The 16,068-nt window shown below is 73.1% G+C and carries 14 protein-coding genes; 9 read left to right on the top strand and 5 right to left on the bottom strand.

Features of this window, described 5'->3' with window-relative positions; all coding sequences use genetic code 11:
- Positions 1-3: 3 nt before the first annotated feature.
- Genes KGD83_RS05235 through KGD83_RS05225 form a run of 3 tightly spaced genes read left to right on the top strand, consistent with a single transcriptional unit; the run spans position 4 to position 3,208 of the window.
- On the top strand, positions 4-1,362 hold the full coding sequence (locus KGD83_RS05235) for an ABC transporter substrate-binding protein (RefSeq protein WP_212642782.1): 1,359 nt from the start codon (positions 4-6) through the stop codon (positions 1,360-1,362).
- Entirely contained in the window at positions 1,359-2,315 is a 957-nt protein-coding gene (locus KGD83_RS05230) for a carbohydrate ABC transporter permease (protein ID WP_212642781.1), read from the top strand. The genes KGD83_RS05235 and KGD83_RS05230 overlap by 4 nt, the downstream gene beginning before the upstream one ends.
- A complete protein-coding gene (locus KGD83_RS05225; RefSeq protein WP_212642780.1) occupies positions 2,312-3,208 on the top strand; it encodes a carbohydrate ABC transporter permease in 897 nt (298 codons plus the stop codon). The genes KGD83_RS05230 and KGD83_RS05225 overlap by 4 nt, the downstream gene beginning before the upstream one ends.
- A 127-nt stretch (positions 3,209-3,335) precedes the next feature.
- On the opposite strand, the gene KGD83_RS05220 is transcribed toward KGD83_RS05225, so the two are convergent.
- From KGD83_RS05220 to KGD83_RS05210, 3 genes are all read right to left on the bottom strand, one after another.
- Positions 3,336-4,235 carry a transketolase family protein gene (locus KGD83_RS05220; protein ID WP_212642779.1) on the bottom strand — a complete coding sequence of 300 codons (900 nt, stop codon included), beginning with the start codon at positions 4,233-4,235 and terminating at the stop codon, positions 3,336-3,338.
- A 9-nt stretch (positions 4,236-4,244) separates the two neighbouring features.
- The gene (locus tag KGD83_RS05215; RefSeq protein WP_212642778.1) at positions 4,245-4,949 is read right to left on the bottom strand and encodes a thiamine pyrophosphate-dependent enzyme; all 705 of its coding nucleotides are present in this window, start codon (positions 4,947-4,949) and stop codon (positions 4,245-4,247) included.
- Positions 4,950-5,032: 83 nt separating this feature from the next.
- Positions 5,033-6,013: a 4-(cytidine 5'-diphospho)-2-C-methyl-D-erythritol kinase gene (locus tag KGD83_RS05210; protein WP_212642777.1), complete on the bottom strand. Its 981-nt coding sequence runs from the start codon at positions 6,011-6,013 to the stop codon at positions 5,033-5,035.
- Positions 6,014-6,275: 262 nt separating this feature from the next.
- On the opposite strand from KGD83_RS05210, the gene KGD83_RS05205 reads away from it, so the two are divergent.
- On the top strand, positions 6,276-8,228 hold the full coding sequence (locus KGD83_RS05205) for a serine/threonine-protein kinase (protein ID WP_212642776.1): 1,953 nt from the start codon (positions 6,276-6,278) through the stop codon (positions 8,226-8,228).
- Positions 8,229-8,475: 247 nt separating this feature from the next.
- Here KGD83_RS05205 and guaA read toward each other — a convergent pair whose 3' ends face one another.
- The gene (gene guaA / locus KGD83_RS05200; protein ID WP_212642775.1) at positions 8,476-10,056 is read right to left on the bottom strand and encodes a glutamine-hydrolyzing GMP synthase; all 1,581 of its coding nucleotides are present in this window, start codon (positions 10,054-10,056) and stop codon (positions 8,476-8,478) included.
- A 134-nt stretch (positions 10,057-10,190) separates the two neighbouring features.
- Positions 10,191-11,204: a UDP-glucose 4-epimerase GalE gene (gene galE, locus KGD83_RS05195; RefSeq protein ID WP_212642774.1), complete on the bottom strand. Its 1,014-nt coding sequence runs from the start codon at positions 11,202-11,204 to the stop codon at positions 10,191-10,193.
- A gap of 204 nt (positions 11,205-11,408) precedes the next feature.
- Between galE and KGD83_RS05190 the strand changes: the two genes are divergently transcribed.
- From KGD83_RS05190 to KGD83_RS05170, 5 genes are all read left to right on the top strand, one after another.
- The gene (locus tag KGD83_RS05190) at positions 11,409-12,830 is read left to right on the top strand and encodes a sensor histidine kinase (RefSeq protein WP_212642773.1); all 1,422 of its coding nucleotides are present in this window, start codon (positions 11,409-11,411) and stop codon (positions 12,828-12,830) included.
- Positions 12,827-13,522 (top strand): response regulator, encoded by a 696-nt coding sequence (locus tag KGD83_RS05185; RefSeq protein WP_212642772.1) that lies wholly within the window; start codon positions 12,827-12,829, stop codon positions 13,520-13,522. Before KGD83_RS05190 ends, KGD83_RS05185 begins: the two co-directional genes overlap by 4 nt.
- A 135-nt stretch (positions 13,523-13,657) precedes the next feature.
- The gene (locus tag KGD83_RS05180) at positions 13,658-14,557 is read left to right on the top strand and encodes an ABC transporter ATP-binding protein (protein WP_212642771.1); all 900 of its coding nucleotides are present in this window, start codon (positions 13,658-13,660) and stop codon (positions 14,555-14,557) included.
- Positions 14,554-15,309, top strand: a complete 756-nt coding sequence (locus KGD83_RS05175) for an ABC transporter permease (RefSeq protein WP_212642770.1) — start codon at positions 14,554-14,556, stop codon at positions 15,307-15,309. The genes KGD83_RS05180 and KGD83_RS05175 overlap by 4 nt, the downstream gene beginning before the upstream one ends.
- Complete coding sequence (locus KGD83_RS05170) at positions 15,309-16,061, top strand: ABC transporter permease (RefSeq protein WP_212642769.1); 753 nt, start codon at positions 15,309-15,311, stop codon at positions 16,059-16,061. Before KGD83_RS05175 ends, KGD83_RS05170 begins: the two co-directional genes overlap by 1 nt.
- The last annotated feature ends 7 nt before the right edge of the window (positions 16,062-16,068 follow it).

The raw sequence follows: 16,068 nt of genomic DNA, 5'->3' as shown, positions 1-16,068 counted from the left end.
GAAGTGCACACCACCTACGCCGTCCGGGCGACCGCCGTCGCCGCCTGCGGACTGCTGCTCACCGGGTGCGCCGGGATGGGCGCCCTGCCCTCCGGTGACGGCGCCGTCCGGCTGACCGTCGCGATCGTGTCCAACCCGCAGATGCAGGACGCGATCTCCCTGGAATCGGAGTTCCGCGCGGAGCACCCCGGCATCGCGCTCGACTTCGTCTCCCTGCCCGAGAACGAGGCCCGCGCCAAGATCACCACCTCCGTGGCCACCGGCGGGGGCGAGTTCGACGTCGTCATGATCAGCAACTACGAGACCCGCCAGTGGGCCGAGTACGGCTGGCTGGAGAACCTGCAACCCTCCATCGACGCCGCCGAGGGCTACGACCACGAGGACTTCATCCCCTCCATCAGGGAGGACCTGTCCCACGAGGGCGACATGTACTCGGTGCCCTTCTACGGCGAGTCCTCCTTCCTCGCCTACCGGAAGGACCTGTTCGAGCAGGCCGGGGTGGAGATGCCCGAGAACCCCACCTGGGAGGAGGTGGCGGACCTTGCCGCCGAGCTCGACGGCGTGGAGCCGGGGGTCTCGGGGATCTGCCTGCGCGGCCTCGCGGGCTGGGGCGAGGTGCTGAGCCCCTTCAACAGCGTCCTGAACACCTTCGGCGGGCGCTGGTACGACGAGGACTGGAACGCCGAGATCGACTCCCCCGAGTTCCGGCGCGCGGCCGAGTTCTACGTGGGCCTGGCGCGCGAGCACGGCCAGCCGGGCGCCGCCAACAGCGGGTTCGGGGACTGCCTGAACCGCTACTCCCAGGGCCGGGCGGCCATGTTCTACGACTCCACCTCCATGGTCAGCACCATCGAGGACCCGGACTCGGCGACCGTGGCCGGGCTCAACGGCTACGCCGCGGCGCCGGTGGCCGAGAGCGGCTACGGCGGCTGGCTCTACACCTGGGCCCTGGGCATCCCCTCCACCTCCGAGCACAAGGAGGAGGCGTGGGCGTTCCTGGAGTGGATGACCGACAAGGACTACGTCCGCACCGTCGCCGAGGAGTACGGCTGGCAGCGGGTGCCGCCCGGCAACCGGCTCTCCACGTTCGAGGTCCCCGAGTACCAGGAGGTCGCCGCGGCCTACGCCGACCCCATGCTCCAGGGCATCCAGGAGGCGGACCCCGAGGACCCGGGCACGCGTCCGGTCCCCTACGAGGGCATCGGCTTCCTCGCCATCCCCGAGTTCCAGGACCTGGGCACCCGGGTCAGCCAGCAGCTGAGCGCGGCCGTGGCCGGGCAGATCACCGTCGAGCAGGCGCTCGAACAGAGCCAGGAGTACGCCGAGGTCGTCGGTGAGACCTACAAGGAGGACGACCGATGAGCGCTGTGACCGCGCCCGCGCGCGAGGCGCCCGCGGCGGCGACGCCGCCCGAACGGCCGAAGCGGAGCCGCGGCGGGGGCGGATGGGCCCGCCGGGCCCCGCTCCTGCCCGCCCTGGTGTTCATGCTGGTCGTCACGCAGCTGCCGTTCCTGGCGACGGTCGTGTACTCGCTGCGCTCGTGGAACCTGCTGCGGCCCGACTCCCAGGCGTGGGTGGGCCTGGCCAACTACGCGGCGGTCTTCACCGACCGGCAGTTCCTGGGCGCGGCGGCGAACACGGTGCTGATCACCGGCTCGTGCGTCGTGGTGGCCATGCTGCTGGGCATCGGGCTGGCGCTGCTGCTGGACCGGAAGTTCAGAGGGCGCGGCGTGGTGCGCACGCTCATCATCACCCCGTTCCTGATCCTGCCCGTGGCCACGGCCCTGCTGTGGAAGCACATCATGCTGGAGCCGGTGTTCGGCCTGGTGAACTTCGTGCTGTCGCCGTTCGGGGTCGAGTCGTTCGACTGGGTCTCCCAGGCTCCCGTGTTCTCCGTGGTGGCCGCGCTGGTCTGGCAGTGGACGCCGTTCATGATGCTGCTGGTGCTGGCGGGGCTCCAGAGCCAGGGCTCCGACGTGCTGGAGGCGGGCCAGGTCGACGGCGCGTCCCGGTGGCAGATGTTCGCCTGGATCACGCTGCCGCACCTGCGCCGCTACATCGAGCTGGGCGTGCTGCTGGGGTCGGTCTACGTGGTCAACACCTTCGACACGATCTACATGATGACCCAGGGCGGACCGGGCACCGCCAGCTCCAACCTGCCCTTCTACGTCTACCAGCGGACCTTCCTCGGGTTCGACATCGGCCAGTCCGCGGCCATGGGCGTCGTGGTGGTGGTCGGCACCATCATCGTGGCGACGCTGGCCCTGCGGCTGATCTTCCGCACGTTCATGAGCGCACAGGAGGCGACATCGTGACCGCCCGAGCCCCCGAACGACCCGCGGGCGCCGCAGGCGGCGCCGTCGCCGCACGCGCGCCGCGCCGGGCCGGCCGCTCCCGGGCCCGGCTGGGGAGCGCCGCCCTGACCGCGTTCACGTGGGGCGTGGGACTGGTGTTCGTGTTCCCGGTGCTGTGGCTGGTGCTGACCGCGTTCAAGGAGGAGAACCAGGCGGCGACCGACCCGCCGACGCTCTTCTTCCAGCCGACGCTGGACCGGTTCACCACCGTCCTGGGCGCGGACTTCCTGCCCTACCTGGGCAACTCGGCGATCGCCACCCTGGCGTCCACGCTCCTGGTGCTGCTGCTCGGGCTGCCCGCCGCCTACGCGCTGTCGGTGGCCCCGGTCAAGCGGACCCAGGACGTGCTGTTCTTCTTCATCTCGACGAAGATGCTGCCGGTGGTGGCGGTCGTGGTGCCGATCTACGTCGCCGCCGCGCACCTGTCCATGCTGGACAACGTGTGGACCCTGGTGGTGCTGTACACGGCGATGAACCTGCCCATCGCGGTGTGGATGCTGCGGTCGTTCTTCCTGGAGGTGCCCAAGGCGATCGTGGAGGCGGCCCGGGTGGAGGGCGCCGGGCTGGCGCGCGTGCTGTGGTCGGTGATGATGCCGGTGATGGCACCGGGCATCGCGGCGACCGCGCTGATCTGCATGATCTTCGCCTGGAACGAGTTCTTCTTCGCCGTCAACCTGACCGCCGCCCGGGCCGCGACCGTCCCGGTGTTCCTGACCGGCTTCATCACGAGCGAGGGGTTGTTCGTGGCGCAGCTGGCGGCGGCGGCCGTCATGGCGTCGCTGCCCATCGTGGTGGTGGGCTGGGCGGCCCAGCGCCAGCTGGTGCGGGGCCTGTCGATGGGCGCCGTCAAGTAGCGGAAGGCGCCCGGGGCCGCACCACGCAGGGCCCCGGGCGGGTCCGGGCGATCGCCCAGGCCGCCGCGGAGGCGGGCCGCACCGGCGGGCGGATCACACGAGAGGGACGGTCACACCGGCAAGCCGGTCACACCAGGAAGAACGCACGGGCGGACTTGGCGATGCCCTCGGTGTCCAGTCCGTGCGCCTGGGCGTGCTGCGCCGGGGTTCCGTAGGCGCGCACCTCGCGGTCCCGCGCCACGCCCAGGCCGAGCTGGCGGTGGCGCCGGTCGGCCAGCGCCGCGGCGACCTCGTGCGCCGAGGTCCCGCTCAGGTAGGGCTCCACAACCAGCACGTCGGCGTTGCCCGCCGCGCCGACGAGCGCGCTCAGCCCCTCGCGGTCGAAGGGGCGCACGGTGGCCGTGTAGGCGACCGTCACGTCCAGGTCGGCGGTGGCCTCCAGCACCCGGTCCAGCATCGGCCCGACCGCCACCACCACCCCGGCCGAGCGCGGCGAGCCCGCGCGCACGACGCCGAGGCGTCCGTCCAGCGGCATCGCCGCGCGGTTGGCGGTCCCCGACAGGCGCACGTACACGCGGTCCTCGCCGGGCAGGGCGGCCTCCAGGGCGGCGCGCACCTCGTCGGGGTGCCCCGGGGCGTACACGGTCCACCCCGGCAGGGTGTCCAGCAGGGCCACGTCGCCGGGCGCCTGGTGGGTGCGCCCCTCCTCCGCGGCGTCGTAGGAGCCGCCGATGCTCACCAGGACGGCTCCCACGCCCTGGTGGCCCAGGTCCAGCTTGAGCTGTTCGAAGGGCCGCTCCACCAGGAACGGCGCGTAGCTGTGCACGACCGGGCGCATCCCGGCCAGGGCCAGTCCCCCGGCCACTCCGATCATGGCCTGCTCCCGGATGCCCACGTCGATCACCCGGCCGGGGTGTCGGGCGGCGGCGCCGCGGAACATGCCCGCGGAGATGGCGGCCAGGACGACGGTCAGGCGCGGGTCGGTGTCCATGGCTCGGTTGACGGCGGCGGCGAAGGTGTCACGCATGGGGCTCTCCTAGGAACGGACGCGGGCGACGACGGCCAGCGGCCGTCCGGGGTGGGGGCGGGTGAGCGCGCCGTACAGGGCGTCGTGGTCGCGTCCGGAGACGTCGCGGGCCTCCCAGCCCTCGATCCCGAAGCGGGCGCCGATCCCGCCCGGCCACCCGTGGCTGGCCGAGGCGTTGTCCACGGCGACGACGGTGAGGTTGTCCACACCGAGCCGTCCGGCGACCGCGATGGCCTCGTGGTTGCTGCCCTCGTCGAGTTCGCCGTCGCCGACGAGCACCACGACGCGGGGCTCGGTCCCGTCGGGGCGGCGGATCCCCCGGGCGCGCAGGCCGAGCGCGCTGCCCAGCCCCAGGGGCAGTCCGTGGCCGAGCGACCCGCTGCCGATCTCCGCGCCCGGGACGAGCAGCCGGTCCGGGTGGTGGCCGAGCGGCGAGTCGAAGGCGGTCCATCCGCGCAGCGTCGGCACGTTCAGGAAACCCTTGGCCGCGAGCACGGCGTAGAAGGCGGCGGGTCCGTGCCCCTTCGAGAGCAGGAAGCGGTCCCGGGCCGGGTCGTCGGCGGTTTCGGGGGTGACCGACAGCACGCGGTCGTAGAGGACCCACACGATGTCGAGCGTGGAGTGGGCCGCTCCGTTGTGCTTCTCGTCACCCTCCATGAGTCCGATGAGCGCGGGCAGGTCGGCGTAGCGCGAGAGGGCGGTTGCGGTGTTCATGTCCACCAGTGTTGAACCCCAACAAAGGTTGAGGTCAACCGGCGCGAACCTCCTCCGACCAGGAAAGTCAGAGGTGATTTACATCACAGGACGGTGGCCCCGGGGACGTCCCCGTACGCCGTCACGACCTGCTCGCACAGCCCGCTGCCCTCCAGCGCCGCCACCACCGCGGCCTCCCGCTCCGCGACGACCGACTCCTTCTCGTCGCCGCCGCCGACCAGGAAGGCGCAGGTCGGACCGGACCCCGACACCAGGGAGCCCAGCGCCCCCGCACCGGCGCCGGTCTTGAGGGTGCGCTCCAGCTCCGGCAGCAGCGAGAGGGCGGCCTCCTGGAGGTCGTTGGTCAGCGCGGCGCCCAGGGCCGCCGGGTCGCCGCCGGCCAGCGCGTCGGCCAGCACCCGGTCCGGCAGGGGCTCGGGGGCGTCCGGGCGGATGCGGTCGTACTCGGCGAACACGCCGGCCGTGGACAGGCCGTGCGGCGACAGGGCGAAGACCCAGCGGAACCTTCCCGGGCTGGTCATGGGCCGCAGGAGCTCCCCGCGGCCCGTGCCCACCGCGGTGGCGCCCAGCAGCGCGAAGGGCACGTCGCTGCCCAGGTCGGCCGCGTACCCGAGCAGCTCCTCCAGCGGAAGGCCGCAGCCCCACAGGCGGTCGCAGGCCAGCAGGGCGGCCGCGGCGTCCGCGCTGCCCCCGGCCATGCCGCCCGCCACCGGGATGCTCTTGTCCAGGTGGACCGCGACCGGGCGGCCCCGGCCGGTCCGCTCCGCCAGCAGGGTGACCGCGCGCGCGGCCAGGTTGGACCCGTCCAGGGGCACACGGGACAGGTGGGAGCCCAGCGCGCCGCCCGCGGTCAGTCCGGCGAAGGCCCCGGCGGCGGATCCGACACCGCCGGACGGGCTCGGTCGGCGCGAGGAAGCCGCCCGGACGGTAACCTCATCGAACAGCGAGACGGCGTGGAACACGTTGACGAGGTCGTGGAACCCGTCCTCACGTCTGGGCCCCACCGCCAACTGGAGGTTCACCTTCGCGGGGACCCGCACGGTTACGGTGGTATTAACGGTCACGAGTCCCCAATCGTAAAGGAACCCCCACCTTGCGTGAACACAGTGCCCTCCGGGGGCTCCGGTGTGTTCACCGCCTCCCGTCGGCTCGTACGCCGTCAGAGGAAAACGGGAACCTCGGACGCGGTTCGGGGATCGTCACCACTGTCATGTCAGTTTCCGCCCGCCCCCAGAACGGCCCGATCAGGCCCGTGAGTGGGAATGCGGGCACAAACACCGCTACCTTGGGGCAAGGCGGAGTTTGGACACCGTCGGGGAGGGTCGCTTGCCGTCGGATGGGCTCCCGAAGAACCTGGAACCGCTGGCCGCCGGGGATCCGGCCACCATCGGTCCCTACGTGCTGTCCGGGAAGCTGGGTAGCGGCGGCATGGGAACCGTCTACCTGGGCAGCGCTCCCGAGCGCAGCAACCAGGTAGCCATCAAGGTCATCCGCCCGGAGCTCGCCTTCGACGAGGCCACGCGGGCGCGCTTTCGCGACGAGATGGAGAACGCCCGCAAGGTCGCCTCCTTCTGCACCGCCAAGGTGCTCGACCACGGGACGTTCGAGAACCGTCCCTACATGGTCACCGAGTACATCGCGGGCACCGCCCTGGCCGAGCACATCGCCGAGAACGGCCCCCTGGACTCCTCGACGCTGCACGGCTTCGCGCTGGGCGTGGCGGCGGCCCTGGCCGCCATCCACCGCACCGGGCTCGTCCACCGCGACCTCAAGCCCGCCAACGTGCTGCTGTCGCTCTCGGGGCCCCGGGTGATCGACTTCGGCATCGCCCGCGCGATGAACACCGCCACCAACCACACCCAGACCGGCATCGTCATGGGCAGCCCCGGCTGGATGGCGCCCGAACAGCTGCTGGAGGAGAAGGTCACCACCTCGGCGGACATCTTCGCCTGGGGCTGCCTGGTGGCCTTCGCCGGGAACGGCACCCACCCCTTCGGCAACGGCGACGCCATGACGCTGGGCAAGCGGGTGCTGTTCGCCGAACCACAGATCGGCAACCTGGACAGCCCCCTGGACCGCCTGGTGACGCGCGCGCTGGCCAAGGAGCCGGGCCGCCGCCCCACCGCGCAGGACCTGCTGCTGGAGCTGGCTGGCGGCGAGGACAACAGCAACCCCAACGACATCGTGTCCCACGCGCTGCACCAGTCCTGGCGGCCCAACCTGCCCCCGATGCCCCCGCCCGGCATGCCCCACCCCCACCAGGGGCCGCCCCAGACCATGGCGGGCATGCGGCACCCGGCGCCCGGCCAGTACCAGGGCGCGCCCCCCATGCCCCCGCCCGCGCACCAGACGGGCAACTACCCGCGTCCGCAGGGTCCGCCGCCGGGCCATCCGGCCGGTCCCCCGCCGGGGGCCCAGGCGCAGCAGGCGCACCAGCTTCCCGGGGTCCAGGCTCCGGGCGGGCAGCCCCAGGGCGGCCCGGCGCAGCAGCCGCGGCCCGTACCCGGTCCCGGACAGGTGCCGCACCCGGCCTCCACCGGGCCGATCCCGATGGTTCCCCCGGCCGACCAGCAGACGGGCCGCCGGGGTCCGCAGCCCTACGTTCCGCCGGTGCCGCCCCCGCCGCACCAACCCGCCGCGCCCAACCGGCGCAAGGGGACGGTCGTGGCCCTGGTGCTGGGCGCCGTGGCGCTGCTGGCGGCCCTGATCGTCATGGCGACCGTGCTGACCAACCTCAGCGACTGGTCGCTCTTCGGGGACGGCGACTCCCAGGGGGACGCCTCCGAGCAGTCGGGCGCCGCCCCGGAACCGCAGGCGCCCGCGCCCGGCGACGAGTCACCCAGCGGCGCCGACGAGGAGGAGGCTCCCGGCGAGGTGCCCAGCGGGATGTCGGGGGCCTCCGCCGACCGCATGGTCGAGTACCGGATCAGCGGGGTCAGCTGCGGCCTGACCGAGCACAACATCCGCTCGGAACTGCCGTCGACCGGTCAGTACTGCGTGGTGGACCTGGAGCTGTTCAACCTCAGCGACGAACTCGTGGAGTTCGAGCACACGGCGCAGCACATGACGACCAGCCGGGAACCCGTCAACGCCCAGGCGCCGTCCGTGCGCGAGGTGGAGGCCCCGCTGTGGGACTCGGCCGGGATCGGCCCCGGGGTCGCCGCCGGGGGCGAGCTGGTGTTCATACTGCGCGACGACATGGAGCCGCGCACGCTGGTGCTCAACCACCGGGCGGGCGCGGAGGCCACGGAGATCAACATCGAGCACATCGTGGACTGAGCCGGGCCGGGGGCGGGCCGGGCCCGTCTCAGGGCAGCACCGTGCCGACGGGGTGGGGAGCCCCCCTGTATCCAGGACACCGTATCGGCGCCCCGCTCCGCCACCCCCGGTCCGCGCCTGTGGACGACCGCTCCCCGGCGCGGCGCCGCGAGGACGAAACGGACGGGCCCGGGGTGACGACGCGTCGTCACCCCGGGCCCGTCCACCGCTCGGGGGCCGCTCCCGCGGGTCCGGTCCCCGGCGGGGGCTACTCCCACTCGATGGTGCCCGGGGGCTTGCTGGTCACGTCCAGCGCCACCCGGTTGATCTCGCGCACCTCGTTGGTGATGCGGTTGGAGATCCTGGCCAGCACGTCGTAGGGCACGCGCGACCAGTCGGCGGTCATGGCGTCCTCGCTGCTGACCGGACGCAGCACGACCGGGTGGCCGTAGGTGCGCCCGTCGCCCTGCACGCCCACCGACCGCACGTCGGCGAGCAGCACCACCGGGCACTGCCAGATGTCGCGGTCCAGTCCGGCGCGGGTCAGCTCCTCGCGGGCGATCGCGTCGGCCTCGCGCAGGATCTCCAGGCGCTCGCGGGTGACCTCGCCGATGATGCGGATGCCCAGGCCGGGGCCGGGGAAGGGCTGGCGCCAGACCATCTCGGCGGGCAGGCCCAGCTCCTCGCCGACCTTGCGCACCTCGTCCTTGAACAGCTCGCGCAGCGGTTCCACCAGAGTGAACTGGAGGTCGTCGGGCAGTCCGCCCACGTTGTGGTGGGACTTGATGTTGGCGGTCCCGGTGCCGCCGCCGGACTCCACCACGTCCGGGTAGAGGGTGCCCTGCACCAGGAACTCGACCTCGGCGCCGCTCCCGCCGCTCTCGGCGACGACCTCGCGGGCCGCCTGCTCGAACACGCGGATGAACTCGCGGCCGATGATCTTGCGCTTCTCCTCGGGGTCGGAGACCCCCGCGAGGGCGGACAGGAACCGCTCCTCGGCGTCCACGACCTTGAGCTTGGCGCCCGTGATCGCGACGAAGTCCTTCTCCACCTGCTCGGCCTCGCCCTTGCGCAGCAGGCCGTGGTCCACGAAGACGCAGGTCAGCTGGTCGCCGACGGCGCGCTGGACCAGTGCGCCGGCCACCGCGGAGTCCACGCCGCCGCTCAGCGCGCAGATGACGCGCTTGTCTCCGATGTCCTCGCGGATGCGCTCCAGCTGCTCCTCGACGATGTTGACCATCGTCCAGGTGGGTCGGCACCCGGCGCCCTCGTACAGGAAGCGGCGCAGCACCTCCTGGCCGTGCTCGGTGTGCAGGACCTCGGGGTGGAACTGGACGCCGAAGAGGTTGCGGCCGGTGTGCTCGAACGCGGCGACCGGGGCGCCCGCGGTGCTGGCGGTCGTGGCGAAGCCCTCGGGGGCCTCCACCACCGAGTCGCCGTGCGACATCCAGACCAGCTGCTCGGCGGGCATTCCGGCGAACAGCAGGGAGTCGGTGACCGCCGACAGCTCGGTGCGGCCGAACTCACTGAGGTCGGTCCTGGCGACGGTGCCGCCCAGGGCCCGGGTCATCGCCTGGAAGCCGTAGCAGATGCCGAAGGTGGGAACCCCGGTCTCGAACAGCTCGGGGCCCAGGTTCGGGGCCCCCTCGGCGTAGACCGACGACGGGCCGCCGGAGAGGATGATGGCCTTGGGTCTCTTGGCGAGCATCTCCTCGACGGGCATGGTCGAGGGCACGATCTCACTGTGCACGTGGCATTCGCGGACCCGTCGTGCGATCAGCTGCGCGTACTGCGCGCCGAAGTCGACGACGAGAACGGTGTCGAACGTGCTCTCAGCACCAACGGACACGACGGAGGACCTTCCGCAGGAAGTACAGGGATGTCCGCCCAGTCTAGGGCGTTGCACAGGCGCGGAGGGCCCCGCACGCGTGTGCGGTCCGGCTCAGCACGCGCGGCGGGCCCGCCGGGACTCCCCCCCGGGGCTCAGGCCGTGAAGCCCGCGGGGTTGGCCGACTGCCAGCGCCACGCGTCGCGGCAGGCGTCGTCCACCGTGCGCACGGCCTTCCAGCCCAGGTCGCGGGCGGCGGCCGAGGGGTCGGCGTAGCACACGGCGATGTCGCCGGGGCGGCGGTCGACCACGGCGTACGGAACCGCGACGCCCGTGGCGCGCTCGAAGGCGCGCAGGCCCTCCAGGACGGAGGTGCCCTGCCCGGTGCCCAGGTTGTACACCCGGTACCCGGACGCGTCGGCGAGGTGCTCCACGGCGGCCATGTGCCCCTGGGCCAGGTCCACCACGTGCAGGTAGTCGCGCACCCCGGTGCCGTCGGGGGTGTCGTAGTCGTCGCCGAACACGTTCAGCCGCTCGCGGCGGCCCGCGGCGACCTGCGCGACGTAGGGGAAGAGGTTGTTGGGAACGCCCTGGGGGTCCTCGCCGATCAGACCGCTGGGGTGGGCGCCGATGGGGTTGAAGTAGCGCAGGGCGGTGATCCGCCAGCGCGGGTCGGCGGCGGCCGTGTCCTGGAGGACGCGCTCGGCGAACAGCTTGGTGGCGCCGTAGGGGTTGGTGGCGGACAGGGCGCTGTCCTCGGTGATGGGCACCTGCTCGGGGTCGCCGTAGACGGTGGCCGAGGAGCTGAACACCAGGTCGCGCACGCCGTGCTCGTCCATCGCCTCGATGAGCGTGAACAGGGAGTCCATGTTGTTGCGGTAGTAGCGCAGCGGCTGCTCCACCGACTCCCCCACGGCCTTGAGCCCGGCCATGTGGATGACGGCGTCGACGCGGTGCTCGGCGAAGACCCGGCGCATCGCCTCGGGGTCGGCGCAGTCGGCCCGGTGGAAGGCGACGGTGCGTCCGGTGATGCGCTCGACGCGGCGCAGGGCCTCCTCGTGGCTGTTGGTGAGGAGGTCCACGACCACGACCTCGTGCCCGGCTTCGAGGAGTTCGACCGCCGTGTGGGAGCCGATGTACCCGGCACCGCCGGTGATCAGTACGTTCATGTCTCGCTTCCCTGGGTGGAGTGCGCCCGCCGCGTCGCGGGCGCTCCCCAGGATAGGCGCCCTCCGGGAGCGGGCCCGTGGACACGCCATGCCCCGTGACCTGCCCTTCGTCGGTGTCCGGGGGCCGTGGGACCGCCTTTCGGACGGCCCGGTCTCATGCCGTGGCACGAGGCCCTCCGGCCCGCGCGTTCCTATCCTGGGGGAATGCCCGACCTGTCCCCACGCTCCCTCCTGGACCGCGCCGCGCTCTGGGCGCGCGGGCACGCTCTCGCCGTGGACGCGTTCTGCGCGGCGGTCTGGTTCGGCCTGTCGGCGGTGTCCCTGCCGGTGTCGGGGTGGCACACCGCGGAGTCGTGGGCCTACCTCGGTATGACCGCCGGGTGCTGCGCCGCCCTGGCCCTGCGCCGCTTCCGCCCGCTCCCGGCCCTGGCCGCCCTGGCGGTGCTGCTGGCGTGCTACATCCTGTGGCTGGAGCACCTGACCGCGGCGACGTTGATCAGCGCCCTGGTCGCCGCCTACACGGTGCAGGCCGAACTCCCGCGCCCGTGGCGGGTGGCCGGGTTCGTGCTGCTCCTGGCCGGAGCGGCGTGGGGGGTTCTCGGCGTTCCGGCCGAGGCTCTGTCGACGGACCCGCAGATGCGCCTCAACAGCGTCTTCTCGGCGTGGACGGCGGTCGCGCTGTTCTCCCTGCTCGGAGCGTTCCGCAGGCGCAACCGCGAGGAGTTCGCCCGCGTCGTGGAGCACGCCCGGCTGCTGGAGACCCAGCGGGAGCAGGAGGTGCGCCTGGCCGCGCTCGACGAGCGGACACGCATCGCCCGGGAGATGCACGACATCCTCGCGCACTCGCTGAACGTCATCGTCGCCCAGGCCGACGGCGGCCGCTACGCCGCGGAGGCCGCCCCGGAGCGCGCGGTGGCCGCCCTGGCCACCGTCGCCCGGGTGGGACGCGAGTCGGCGGCGGAACTGCACCAGCTCCTGGGCGTCCTGCGCGACGGCGAGGAGCGCGGGGCCGCCCCGGCCCCCGGGGTCGGCGACCTGCCCGGCCTCGTGGAGGAGTACCGCCGCGCCGGTCTGCGGATCCGCCTGGTCCAGCACGGGTCCCCGGCCGCCCCGCGCGGCGGCCGGGCGGACACCGGCGCCCCGGCGACCCTGCCGACGACCGCGTCCCTGACGGTCTACCGCGTGGTGCAGGAGTCGCTGGCCAACGCGCTCAAGCACGGGGGATCCGCAGCCGTGCGGGTCGAGCTGACGTGGTCGCCCGGGCGGGTCGGGATCGACGTGGCCGACTCCGTCCGCCAGGCCGTACCCGCGGCCCTCACCACACCGGCGGGCCCCTCAGTCCCCGCGGGTTCCTCCGGCACCGAAAGACGCTCCGTCATCGGGAGGCCCGTCGGCACCGCAAGCCCCTCCGGCACGGGGGCGCCCCCTCCCACCGGAGGCTCCTCCCCGGCGGGGGAGCCCTCCGCCGCCGGGACGGCCCCGGGCCGCGCCCGGCGGGGCTCCGGCCACGGCCTGGTCGGCATGCGCGAGCGCGTGGGCATGCACGGCGGCGCCCTGGAGGCCGGCGTCGACGACGCCACCGGCACCTGGCGGGTGCGCGCGGTGATCCCTTGGGAGGAGGCGTGATCCGCGTGGGGCTGGCCGACGACCAGGTGCTGTTCACGGCGGGCATGGCGATGGTCATCGACTCCCAGCCGGACCTGACCGTGGCCTGGGAGGCGGGCGACGGGGCCCAAGCCCTCGCCAGGCAGCACTCCGACCCCGTCGACGTCCTGCTCATGGACGTCCAGATGCCCGGTACGGACGGGCTGAGCGCCACGCGCTCCCTCGTCTCCTCCGGGGCGGACTGCCGCGTCGTCATCCTCACCACCTTCGACACCGACGAGTACGTGGTCGAGGGAGTGGAGGCCGGGGCCGCGGGCTTCCTGCTCAAGAACACCCCGCCCGAGGAGCTGCTGGAGGCCGTGCGGACCGTGTACAGGGGCGACTCCGTCATCTCGGCCAGCTCCACGCGCAGACTGCTCGGGCACGTGCGCCCGCTGCTGGGCGGCCCGTCCTCCCGCCCGGTCCCGGTCGACGGGGGCACCCGCCGCGCCGCCGCCTCGCTGACCCCGCGCGAGCAGGAGGTCCTCGTCGCCGTGGCGCTGGGGTACACGAACACGGAGATCTGCGAGCGCCTCGTGCTGTCCATGCCCACGGTCAAGACCCACGTCGGCCACGTCCTGGCCAAGACCGGCTCCCGCGACCGGGTGCAGGCCGTGCTGTTCGCGTTCCGCGCCGGGCTGGTGGGCCGCGAGGACCTGCTCCGGGAGGCGTGAGCGGGCCCGCCCCGCACCCGCCCCTCCCGACGCCCCGCGCCCCTCCTCCTACCGCGGTAGGAGCGCGTTCGCCGTCCCCCGGCACGATGCCCTCCCCGGTCCCGGTGCCGGAGGCTCCTCGGTGGAAGGAGTTCCATGGACCACATCATCACCACCCACCACCTGACGAAGGCCTACGGTGCGCGGACGGTCGTCGACGACCTCGACCTGCGGGTGCCGCCGGGCTGCGTCTACGGCTTCCTGGGCCCCAACGGCTCGGGCAAGTCCACCACCATGAAGATGCTGCTGTCGCTGGCCCGGCCCACCCGGGGCGAGATCACCGTCTTCGGACAGCCGATGAACCGGGACACGCGCCCCGCCCTGCTGCGGGAGATCGGCTCCCTCATCGAGGCGCCTCCCGGCTACGCCCACCTGACCGGGCGGGAGAACATGGCGATCGTCCAGCGGATGCTCGGGCTCAGCGACCGGCAGGTCTCCCGCGCGGTCGCCACCGTGCGCCTCCAGGAGCACATGGGCAAGCTCGTCCGCGCGTACTCGCTGGGGATGAAGCAGCGCCTGGGCATCGCGATGGGCCTTGCGCGGGAGCCGCGCCTGCTCATCCTCGACGAGCCCACCAACGGCCTGGACCCCGCGGGCATCGAGGAGATCCGCGAACTGCTGGTGGCGCTGGCCGGGGAGGGCGTCACGGTCATGGTCTCCAGCCACCTGCTCGACGAGATCGACAGGATGGCCTCGGTGCTGGGCATCCTGGGCCGCGGAAAGCTGCTCTTCCAGGGCACCCGGAGCGAGCTGTTCCGCCGCAGCGTGCCGGACCTGCTCGTGGACACCCCCGAACCCGACCGCGCCCTGGCCCTGGGCATCCCCGCCGTGCGCGCGGAGCGGGGCGTGCGCCTGTCCGGGTTCGGCGACGAGGACACCGCCGCGCTCGTGCGGCGGCTGGTCGCCGAGGACGTGCCGATCCACGGGGTGCGGCGCGTCCAGCAGTCCCTGGAGGAGGTCTTCATGGACCTCACCGGCCGTGAGGGGCCGCTGTGATCCTGACCGCGGTGAAACTCGAACTGCGCAAGGCGCGCGGGCTCCGGGTCGTGCTGGTCTGCGCGGTCATGGTGGCCGCCGTCGTGGGCCTGGCCTGCATGAACCTGATGTCGGACTCCGCGCGGGAGGGCTTCGGCGATCCGTCCGCCCAGCCGTGGGAGGGCCTGCTCATGAGCTACGTCATGATCGCGGCCATGACCTCACCCCTCCTGGTCGCGGTGCTGGCCAGCAGGCAGGTGGACATCGAGCACCAGGGCCGGGGGTGGACGCTGTCGCGGGTGGCCGGGTTCGGTCCGGGGCTGCTGTGCCGGGCCAAGGTCGCGGTGCTGGGCCTGCTGCTGGCCGCCGCGGTGGCCGTCCAGACCGCGCTGGTCCTCACGGCGGGCCTGGCCGCGGGGATCACCGTGGAGCCGCGCGTCGGGATGTGGGTCCAGTACGCCGTCGGGCTGCTCCTGGTGGACCTGGCGATGCTGTGCCTGCACGTGCTGCTGGCCGCCCTGGTGGAGAACCAGCTCGTCGGGCTGGCGCTCGGGCTGCTCGGCTCGTTCTGCGGGGTGTTCGCCCTGCTGCTGCCCCCGGCCCTGGCGCGCGTGCTGCCCTGGGGCTACTACGCGGTCGTCTCCCCGCTGGGGACGGGCGGCGAAGGCTTCACCGCGATCACGCCCGGATACGGCTGGCTGGCCGCGTTCCTGCTGCTGGTGGCCGTCCTGTTCGCCGTGGTCGGCCACCGCTTCGACCGGACGGAGGCGTGATGGGGATGGTCCTCGCCGAACTCGCCAAGCTGCGCCGCTCGGCCCTGTGGATCGTGGCCGTGGTGCTGCCGCTGCTCGCGGTCGTCACGGGGACGGCGAACTACGCGGGCAACGTGGAGGCCCTCTCCTCCGGGTGGGCGTCCTACTGGTCCCAGGTGGTGCTCTTCTACGGCATGGTGTTCATGTCGATGGGGATCGCTGTGGCGGCGTCGGCCGCGTGGCGCATGGAGCACCGGGGCCACAACTGGAACCTGCTGATGGCCGCCCCCGCGCGGGCGTTCTCGCTCGTCGGCGCCAAGCTCGCCTCGCTCGCCCTGGTGGTCGTGACGATGCAGCTCGCGCTGCTCGGGCTGGTGGTGCTGAGCGGGAAGCTCGTCCTGGGCCTGGACGGCTGGCCGCCCTGGCACAGCGCGGCCGCGGCCCTGCTGGGCGTCGTCGCCGCGCTGCCGGTGGCCGCGTTGCAGTCCCTGCTGTCGATGCTGGTCCGCTCCTTCGCCGCGCCCGTCGCCCTGGGCCTCCTGGGCTGCGTCGCCGGGGTCGGCCTCCTCTACTCCGGGGAGGGCGGAGTGGTCTCCTACCTCCTGCCGCAGTCGCTGGTCACCACGTCGCTCAGTCTGGGCAGCACGGCCGTCTCCGACGCGGGGTCCCTCGACCTGCCGACGGCGTTCTCCGTCGTGCTCGCGGCCGCGGCGACCACCCTCGTCCTGTGGGTGCTCGCCGCGGCGGTGCTGAGCCGCCGGGACGTGCGCTGACCCCGTC

It is taken from the genome of Nocardiopsis akebiae (assembly GCF_018316795.1).
Lineage (GTDB): Bacteria > Actinomycetota > Actinomycetes > Streptosporangiales > Streptosporangiaceae > Nocardiopsis > Nocardiopsis dassonvillei.
Note: the sequence above shows the minus strand (reverse complement) of the source record. Positions and strands in the feature narration are given on the sequence as shown.

Bases quoted from the DNA above. Each gene is read 5' to 3' on its own strand.
- KGD83_RS05230 (WP_212642781.1), top strand. From the start codon at position 1,359: ATGAGCGCTGTGACCGCGCCCGCGCGCGAGGCGCCCGCGGCGGCGACG.
- KGD83_RS05220 (WP_212642779.1), bottom strand. From the start codon at position 4,235: ATGCGTGACACCTTCGCCGCCGCCGTCAACCGAGCCATGGACACCGAC.
- KGD83_RS05215 (WP_212642778.1), bottom strand. From the start codon at position 4,949: ATGAACACCGCAACCGCCCTCTCGCGCTACGCCGACCTGCCCGCGCTC.
- galE (WP_212642774.1), bottom strand. From the start codon at position 11,204: ATGAACGTACTGATCACCGGCGGTGCCGGGTACATCGGCTCCCACACG.
- KGD83_RS05190 (WP_212642773.1), top strand. From the start codon at position 11,409: ATGCCCGACCTGTCCCCACGCTCCCTCCTGGACCGCGCCGCGCTCTGG.
- KGD83_RS05180 (WP_212642771.1), top strand. From the start codon at position 13,658: ATGGACCACATCATCACCACCCACCACCTGACGAAGGCCTACGGTGCG.
- KGD83_RS05170 (WP_212642769.1), top strand. From the start codon at position 15,309: ATGGGGATGGTCCTCGCCGAACTCGCCAAGCTGCGCCGCTCGGCCCTG.